9 protein-coding genes are annotated in these 9380 nt (G+C 44.7%); all 9 read left to right on the top strand.

The genetic code is table 11. From position 1 onward, the window contains the following. Positions 1–101: 101 nt before the first annotated feature. The 9 genes from QZY09_RS17435 (at position 102) to QZY09_RS17395 (ending at position 9282) form a co-directional block, all read left to right on the top strand. Complete coding sequence (locus QZY09_RS17435; RefSeq protein WP_295674447.1) at positions 102–1145, top strand: Fic family protein; 1044 nt, start codon at positions 102–104, stop codon at positions 1143–1145. A 488-nt stretch (positions 1146–1633) separates the two neighbouring features. Then, a complete protein-coding gene (locus QZY09_RS17430; RefSeq protein WP_295674445.1) occupies positions 1634–2839 on the top strand; it encodes a head maturation protease, ClpP-related in 1206 nt (401 codons plus the stop codon). 85 nt (positions 2840–2924) lie between these two features. Then, positions 2925–4133, top strand: coding sequence for a hypothetical protein (locus QZY09_RS17425; RefSeq protein ID WP_295674443.1), 1209 nt, complete (start codon positions 2925–2927; stop codon positions 4131–4133). A gap of 107 nt (positions 4134–4240) precedes the next feature. Beyond that, positions 4241–4828 carry a hypothetical protein gene (locus QZY09_RS17420; protein ID WP_295674442.1) on the top strand — a complete coding sequence of 196 codons (588 nt, stop codon included), beginning with the start codon at positions 4241–4243 and terminating at the stop codon, positions 4826–4828. Positions 4829–4935: 107 nt separating this feature from the next. After that, on the top strand, positions 4936–5196 hold the full coding sequence (locus QZY09_RS17415; RefSeq protein WP_295674440.1) for a hypothetical protein: 261 nt from the start codon (positions 4936–4938) through the stop codon (positions 5194–5196). 41 nt (positions 5197–5237) lie between these two features. Then, a complete protein-coding gene (locus QZY09_RS17410) occupies positions 5238–6521 on the top strand; it encodes a hypothetical protein (protein ID WP_295674438.1) in 1284 nt (427 codons plus the stop codon). A 162-nt stretch (positions 6522–6683) separates the two neighbouring features. Further along, positions 6684–7316 (top strand): hypothetical protein, encoded by a 633-nt coding sequence (locus tag QZY09_RS17405; protein WP_295674435.1) that lies wholly within the window; start codon positions 6684–6686, stop codon positions 7314–7316. Positions 7317–7519: 203 nt separating this feature from the next. Continuing rightward, a complete protein-coding gene (locus QZY09_RS17400; RefSeq protein WP_295674432.1) occupies positions 7520–8863 on the top strand; it encodes a hypothetical protein in 1344 nt (447 codons plus the stop codon). Next, positions 8860–9282, top strand: coding sequence for a hypothetical protein (locus QZY09_RS17395; RefSeq protein ID WP_295674429.1), 423 nt, complete (start codon positions 8860–8862; stop codon positions 9280–9282). Before QZY09_RS17400 ends, QZY09_RS17395 begins: the two co-directional genes overlap by 4 nt. Positions 9283–9380: the final 98 nt, after the last annotated feature.

The following is a 9380-nucleotide window of genomic DNA, read 5'->3' as shown; positions in this document are numbered from 1 at the left end:
AATATACTAAGGGAGGATATTTATAAGGATTATCGGCTCATAATCGGTTCTTATCGGCTCTTATCGGCTCATGATTAAGCAAAAATTTTTATATTTGTATCATGAGTAAGGTTAATGTACATACCGAAACGCTGGATTTGAATTGGAAGCTGATTAATCTAATCAGTGAAATTGATCGTTTTGATGCATCATGGCAAGCTATTGAGCGGCGGGAGGGTCAAAGCCTGAAGGAATTAAGATTCATTGCCACGGTTAGGAGCGTTGGAGCATCGACCCGTATTGAAGGCTCAAAGCTAAGCGACGAAGAAGTCGATGTTCTTTTAAGGAATATGGACATTACAAAGTTGGTGGAGCGTGACCAGCAGGAAGTAGTAGGCTATTTCGAAGTTTTGGATTTGATAGATGAAAATTATCAAGCTATACCCGTATCCGACAATGGCCTGAAGAATTTACATAATCAGCTATTAAAATATAGCACGAAGGACGAATGGCATAAAGGTAATTATAAGCAGCATACAAACGCTGTTGAAGCTCATCTGCCTGATGGAACAACCCAGATCATTTTTAGCACTACGCCGCCCGGGTTTCCTACAGAGGATGCCATGAGGGAAATGGTCTTTTGGTATGAAACCGATAATGACACTCATACATTAATTAAATGCGCACTTTTTTGTTATGAGTTTGTAACTATACACCCCTTTCAGGATGGCAACGGGCGGCTTAGCCGCTTGTTGGCCACATTACTGTTAAGGCAAAACGGTTATCAGTGGATCAGATACGTTAGTTTTGAACATGAGATCGAAAGCCAAAAAGCAGAATATTACCGGGTGTTAAGAGCTTGCCAATCTCAAAGGCCGGGGGAGGATATAACGGAATGGGTTATCTTCTTTTTATCATGCCTTAGAAATATTCAAGAGGCTTTATTGATTAAACTGGATGCGCAGGGTGTAGCGCAAAAAATTTCAGTCAAAGAAAAGCAACTGCTGTATATAATCGAAAGCAATCCGGGAATAAAAACCAGCGAAATATCCAAAAAGCTCAATGTTTCTAACTCTACAGTTAAAAGGATGCTTGATAACCTGATCACTGCAAAATTGATAGAACGGCAAGGTGTCGGGCCAGGGTCATATTATACCTTATTGTAATCGGCTCATAATCGGCTCTTATCGGACCATATCGGCTCATTTAATTGTTTACAAACCCTAAAAAAATAATTCAGACTACTGACAAAATAGTGTCAGCACTTATTTGAAATATTGTTCCGACCTTTGTTTTAATCAGTTGTCTGAACATAGATTCGTAAGATTAAAGGATTTTAGGATTACATCTCCCCAAACAAAAAAACTACTGACAAAACAGTGTCAGCACTTATTTGAAATAATGTTCCGACCTTTGAATTAATTAGTTGTCTGAACTAAGATTCGCAGGATTTAAAGATTTTAGGATTAAATCACCCAAACAAAAAACTACTAACAAAATAGTGTCAGCACTTATTTGAAATATCTGACCTTTGAATTATGCCAATCAGCATAAAAAACATTTAGCCAAACGTTGGCTATCCCAGCCTTCAACAAGCAGTTTATTTAACCTTTTATTCATCTTCCGGACTTTCGGACTCTCCCGACTAAAAATTATGAGTTACAAAATATACCTATACGACACAGATACCGATTGCATTGGCTCCGGTACCCTATCATCAACCTATGTACAATCACAATTGGAAGCAGCGGCCGGGCAGGATGTGGAAGTGCATATCAGCTCGGTTGGCGGCAGCGCTTTTGATGCTATCGCCATTTACGATCTGCTTAAAAAATATAATGGCAACGTCATCACTTATATCGATGCACTTGCGGCTTCGGCGGCTTCCATAGTGGCCATGGGTGGCAAGCAGGTGGTGATGAGCAAATATGCATTGCTGATGATCCACAAGCCGATGGTGGGCACCGGCGGCAATGCTGATGAACTTTTAAAAGATGTGCAGATGTTGAATATAGTTCAGGCGCGTTTGGCGCAGATCTATATAGACAAAACCGGGTTGGACGGCGTTACTATCAATAGCTTAATCAACGCCGTCACCTGGTTATCTGCCGACCAGGCGCTCGACCTGGGCTTTATTGACCAGGTAGAAGACTACAGTGCCGACATTACCAACAGCGCACTTATTAAAAACTATGTAAACACGGCACCGGTATTTTACCAGCGCTGTATCAACAAAATCTTAACCAAAAAAAGCAACATGAACATCGAAAACAAAGAACTTATCGAAAAAACCACGTCGGTTTTGGATAAGATTATGAACTTCTTTAAGAAGGTAGTAAACAAACAAACCATTACAGACAAAGGCACCCTGCACCATGCCGGCGAACTGGACGAAGGCACCGAAGTTTACAACGACGAAGACATGAGCAGCCCCGCAGCCAGTGACACCTACACCACCGCAAGCGGCAGCAAAATAGCAGTGCAGGGCGGCCAGGTACAAAAGATTGTCCCACCGGCAGCTGACCCGGATGCAGATCCCGACGCGGATGATGATGACGATAGCGAACCGTCGGACAAGTTTAAAGCTTCAAAAAAACCGATGGACGTTCAAAACAAATTGCAATCCATCAAAGCAAAGCTACATGCACAAAATGCACTGTTAAACGAAGCAAAAGAAGCCCTGGAAACTGCAAACCTTCGTTTGAAAAAAACACGCGAAGAGGTAAAGAACGACATCCGTTCAGATTTCAGCCCTGAAGGCTCAAAACGCAGCAATAAAGCAAAAACTGAACCTGTTCCTTTCTTCGCACCGCAAACCGCATTGGCACAAAATGCAGTTAGGAAAGCGGTCTCCAAGTAGGGGTAGTTTAATTATAACTGCTACTAAAATCTGCTTCTGCTACTAACATTTCAACTTTTAAACATTACAACCATTTAAACAAAACATGGCTCAATTTACATTTACAAACAACACCTATGCCGGCGAAGCGCTGGCCGGGTTTATGGCCAGCACGCTTTTGGAAGCTGATTCCGTTAAGCGCGGATTGCTGACCGTTATTAACGACGTTAAAGCCCGCAAGGTGATCCTTGATGTTGACGACAACGTAGTTTTGCAAGACCCATCGGGCATTTTCCACGACCAGGGAACCACTGCCCTGCAAAACGAAAGCTACCTCGACCCGGTAGTGTACGAATTTATGAAACAGGAACAATGGGATAAGCTGATCCAGAGCTGGGAAGCACAATCATTAAAACCCGGCGCTTTTTTGGATTATGAAGGCGTTGTGGACCTGTCGGACTTTATGGTACAGCGTTACCTCACCAAAATACAAATAGCCAACGAGCGTTTGTATTGGCTGGGTAAAGGCTCAACCAAAGAAGCAAGTTTTACAGCATCTTTCCCGGGGTTATTACCGTCCATCGCCGCCGCATCTGGCGTTTACAAAGTTGGCTTGGGTAAACCGGCAACTTCCATGGCCGCTACCGCAATTGACGCAACCGGCCTGGTAATCGTATCAGATACTTCAACCTTAGCCGATGGCGATGTAGTAACCATTACCGCGGTAACCGGTACAAGCAAAGATACTACCAACGGTACGCCGGGAATTTCAATTCAGGGGCAATCGTACTTCATCCAGATAGCAAGCGCCACTTCTTTTAAACTGGTGCGAAACTATAACGAAGTGAACAGCCGCCTGGCAGCAACTTTTACCGGCACATCAACTGCGGCTACAATCAGCTACATCAACGTAAGCAATGTGCTGTCTGTTTTGGGCGGCGTTTATGCGCAGCTTGATCCTGCCGACCGTATCCAGGACGATTTTAACCTTCAGGTTCCTTTACACGTTGGTTACGCCTTCGCACAGGCACAGGCAAACAAGGCGCTAAACGTTATCAATGCCTTTACCGACATGAAAAAGATGGATTACCTGGGTATCCCGTTACAGATCATGAACCATTGGCAGGCAAACACCATTTTAGGCGCACGCTCATCCAACCTGTTTTTAGGGGTCGATTTATTGGGCGATGCTTCAGAACTTTCAACTGTTTACATGAAGCCTTACACCAACGATAATGTGGTACGCATGAAAGCCCGGATGAAAGCGGCCGTTAACTTCAAATTTGCCAACGAGATATTTTACCTAAGCGCGTAAGACCCCCCGGCCCCCTAAAGGGGGAGCAAAAAAACTAAACACACTTTTATAATTACATCCACCTCTATTCCCCCTTTAGGGGGTGAGGTGGCTAATCAACAAAAAACATGTCAATCTACAATAAAATAAACGCAGGGTTCAGTTTAGGAACTGCATCGCCTGTAACCGCTGGTATCGAGGATGTGATCTACATCTTTAACCAGGATGATTTCACGCTCACCTTTGATACCGCCAACCCGCTTATCGTAACCGGGATCACCGCCGTAGGCACCGCCAGTATATATAAATTCGAAGGCACCAATAACAGTTTCAACACCTCATCCAAACTAGCCAAAACATCGGTTGGGCCACGTTATACCGAGGAAATAGACTTTAACATTGCCGGTTTTTCTGTCGACATAAAAACACAGCTGATGGCTATGGGCTATGGCCGTACACGCGCCATCGTCATTAACAACTACAACTCCAGCGATTCGGCCATCGAATTGTTTGGCGCGGTAAATGGCTTGATCCTCACCGATGCCGAACGCAGCGCAGCTGATGAAACGGTAGATGGCGGCTACAAGCTAAAACTCACCAATCCCGATAAATTAAGGGAGCCCTACCCGCCACGCGCTGTATCCATCGCCCCGACCAATGGCACCGCCACTTACGCCAGCTCCCTTGCGGCAATTGAAGCTTTGGTGGCTTCTTAGTTCATCGTTGATGGTTCATAGTTCATGGTAGAATGCAAATTTTACTGTGCGCTATGAACCAATCTTCGGGTATGAACTATGATCAATGCACTATTAACCAAAAACTAATGACAAAGAAATACATCCTAAAACCCGGCAAACACCAGTTCGCAACCGGATCGCATGCAGTGCATGATAACGATAACCTGAGTGATGAAGAGGCTGAATGGTACCTGGAAAAGTATCCGCATATAGCCGGGCTGTTTGTTGAAAAGTTGGAAAGTTGTAAGATTGAAATGTTTGAAAACGTTTCTTCAGAGAGCATTAAAAAAGAAACGGAAACAACCCCATACCAAGCCGATCAGCAAGAATATCCAACGGAAAAATAACATTCCAACTTTTCAACCTTCCAACATTACAACAACAAAATATGAAAACATACCTGCCACAAATAGAGCGGAGGATATTTGTACGCCCGAATCAAACATTTGGCATACTCAATTACGACCTGGATAACGCTTATCCGCAACGCATGCTCGAACTGGTAGCCGCCTCCCCTACCGCTAAAGATTGCTGGAACAAAAGGGCCAAGTTTATAGGCGGAAATGGTTTTGAAGAACCGGGCCTGGGAAAACAGATCATCAACCCTAATGGCCTAACGCTGGCTAAACTGTTAAAGGCGGTAGCTACCGATAAAGCTTTGTTTACCGGCTTCGGCATCCATGTAAATTACAATGCCAATTTTAAAATTGTATCGGTAAATTATGTAAAGTTTGAGGATATCCGCCTGGGAGATAGTGACTGCCCGGACACGGCAGAAAAATACGCTGTTTACTCCGACTGGGGACGCAAGAGCTGGAAGAACATCATGCGCAGCAAGATCACCTTCCTTGACAAATACAATCCTGACGAACAGGCCATAAAAAACCAGGTATTAGCTTCAGGCGGCTGGGATAAATACAAAGGGCAATTATTTTACTTTAACCCGGAAGTGGATGATTACCCGTTGATTGAAGCAGATTCCGTTTGGGAAGATTTTGAGACCGAAGCCGGGATAAAGATCTTTAACAACCGCGAAGTAACCACCGGCTTTTTACCATCAACCATGCTTTTTATGCAGGCCCGCAGGGAAGAAGCCGATAACAGCCGACCGGATAACGATGATTTGCCTTATATCAATATGCCATCGCAGTTGGAAAAAGACCTGGGATCATTCCAGGGGGCAAAAAGCGCACAAAAGATCATTGTAATTGAGTATGAAGACGAAACATCAAAACCGGAGTTTAAACCCTACTCTATCCAAAACAACGACAAGCTTTTTGAAACGACTGAAAAATCGGTCGAGGCCCGTATCATTAAAGGATTTTCGGTACCAAAGGAACTTATCAATTCAGAGGGCACATCAGGATTAAGCAACGGCGGCGAAAAGAAAATAGCTATCCGTGAATTCAATGACAATACTGCGCCGGAAAGGATTGAACTATCGGAAACTTTCGCGGAAATTTTCAGTAATTATTATTTGGATATTAACCCGACTGACAACTGGAACATCCTGCCCGTTCCGGCAAACGTATCCGATGATATTACAGGCATCAAAGCCGGTGGCAGTATTAATCAATTGCTATTGGCTGATCTTCCTGCTCAAAACAAAATAGCCACGCTGGTTTATGTTTACGGCTTTAAGCAGGCCGAGGCAGAAGCGATGTGTCTTTAGTTAGAGAGTAAATGATTGGGTTGGGTTAGGTGCGTTGTCATGCTGAGGCTCTCGAAGCATGCGGGCAAAGGCCTTTACGCGCACCCTTCGAGAACCTCAGGGTGACACCCTTATTAACTCAATCAACCTATTCAACTCAATCAACTTAATCAACCCAACCCCATGAACACCATTTATCTCATCAATCAAACCACATTTCAAAATTACGAGGATATCTCTGTCAATATAAAGCCCGAGCGCCTTAACGTTTTCATCAAAAAAGCCCAGGACCTGGACCTGAAACCTTTTTTGGGTCATGCCTTGTATTACGACTTCATCAAGCATTTTAACAGCGACGGAACCCTGCAGGATACAGCCCCACAGCCTTATAAAGACCTGCTAAATGGTAGCGAATACCTGGATAAATACGGCCACATTGTTTTGTACGAGGGCCTGCTGCCAACATTGGTTTATTTCACTTTCGCCAGGTTTATTGAGGCCGATGCGGTACATTATACGGCAACAGGTCCGGTTGTAAAACACCACGATATGGGCGACGCGGTGGCGCCAAAAGATATTGTAAAACTGGTGCAGCAACAGCGCAGCGTAGCCAATGCCCATGCCAACGAGGTGGAAAAGTTCCTGTGGGATAATAAAGCCGACTTCCCTTTATGGCAATATAACGGCAAAAACAAAAGCAGCCGCCAGTCGGGCCCGCGGATCCGCAGTATCGACCGCACGAGCTTCAACTTTCCATCCGGTTTCGATCATTCAGGCGCCGATAGTTACCTGCCCATAACTGAATTCATGAACTAGTGTTAAGTCAATAGTCTTGAGTCGGAAGTCCCAAGTCAGCTTTTGCTCGCATTCCACTTGAGACTAAAGGCTTGAGAATCAAGACTACCCCTTAATTTAACAAAAACACAACACAGCGCACGATTGAAAGAATTTTACAGGATATAGAAATATCCAAACGGTGAAATCCTTTTCAAATCGGTGCAATCACAAAACTCAAAATAATGCCAACCGATAAAAAAATAAGCGAACTACCAGTAGCCACCTCCATCAGCGAGGCCGACGTTTCTGTACTAGTAGATGGCAGTACCGACTATCAATACACGTTTACCCTGTTGCTTCAGTTTTTAGAGGCAAACCTGAGTACGGGTGCTAAAATCTCCTTTGGTACTGTGCTCCCTCAAAACACCAGTGGCAATAATGGCGATGTATTTGTAAATACGTCTGCGGGGTCCTTCGCACAAAAGGTATCCGGCACCTGGACGGTGGTTTACAATCTCCCTGCAGCAAATGCCGCCGATGGCACATTACTTTATGGCGCCGGTATGCCCGGATCATCCACCGGCAAAAATTCCGACAGCTACATCAATACTTTAACCGGTATCTTTTACCAAAAAGCATCGGGTGCCTGGGCACAGGTATTTTCCATGGCGACAGGCCCGCAGGGACCACAAGGTGCGGCGGGAGCCAACGGCACAAACGGAACCAATGGCAACACTATTTTATTTGGCACCACTGTGCCGTCGAACAGTACCACAGGTATTAACGGCAATTTTTATATCAATACCAACACCTATGTATTATACGGGCCAAAAACAGCCGGCGTTTGGGGCGATGGTATTTCGCTGATTGGTACCGGCATACAAACCGGCGGCACAGCGGGCCAGATATTGGTAAAAACCGACCGTACAGATTTTAATACCGGATGGGAGGATAACTCATTTGCCAACCTCTCCGGTCAGCCGGTCGACAATACCAATATGGCAACTGCCCTCGCTACAAAACAAAACACCCTGGGATATACCCCAGAGAACATCGCCACCAGGGGCCAGCCAAACGGATATGCTTCGTTAGACAGTAGCGGCAAAGTACCTTCGGCCCAGTTACCGGCCTATGTGGATGAGGTGCAGGAATTTTCAAGCCTGTCAGTTTTCCCTGCAACGGGAGCAGCCAATATTATTTATGTTGCGATAGATACCAATTACGAATACCGCTGGAGCGGTTCAACCTATATCCAGTTAGTTGCATCACCAGGTAGTACAGATGCTGTTCCAGAAGGGAGCACCCATCTTTATTTTACTGCCGCGAGGGTTTTGGCAGTATTGCTTACAGGTATCAGCTTCGGCACAGTTTCGGCGGTAACAGCTACTGACAGTATCCTTGCCGCCATCGGAAAATTGCAGGCACAGGTCACTTCCCTCTCCGGCAAAATATTGCCGACCGGAGGCACCACCGGGCAAATACTCGCCAAAACATCCAATACAAACTACGATACGCAATGGATAAACCCGCCCGCTGGCGGTGGATCCTCTAATTTCTCTTACAACTTTTATCAAACCACATTATGACAAGTTCATCAAATACTACTTCATTTGCTACGTTAACTCAAAGCTATCCATCTGTTAGCATTGCTTCTGGAACGGCCGCAAACACGGTTACCCAGGTAACCACAGGCAACACTAACGCAAGCGTTATAACAGACATCCTTTTCAGGAATCTTGGTTCGGCAACAGTAAACTTTGACATTTACATCGGCTCAACATCTACTGCGCAAAATAAAATTGTGCAAATACAAATCCCCGGAAGTGCAGGTAATAACGGAACTACGCAACTTGCATCACTAGCCGCATTAGGGCCTTATTTATTCGATTTAGATTTGGCAGGCAACCGCGTAATAACCCTGGAAAGCGGTATGGCTATATCTGTGGCAAATACTGCCACTACTTCTGCTGCAGTATATATTATGGCTAAACAAAGAAATTTCTAATTGCGAAGCATTCTTGAATGGCAATAAAAAACAAATAATACACGAAAAATCATGTACGAAATAGCAGCAGTTAATACATCACCGTTTAGATTGTTTTT

This window comes from uncultured Mucilaginibacter sp. (assembly GCF_903913935.1).
In the GTDB taxonomy this organism is placed as follows: Bacteria; Bacteroidota; Bacteroidia; order Sphingobacteriales; family Sphingobacteriaceae; genus Mucilaginibacter.
This window is presented reverse-complemented; position numbering and strand designations above follow the sequence as displayed.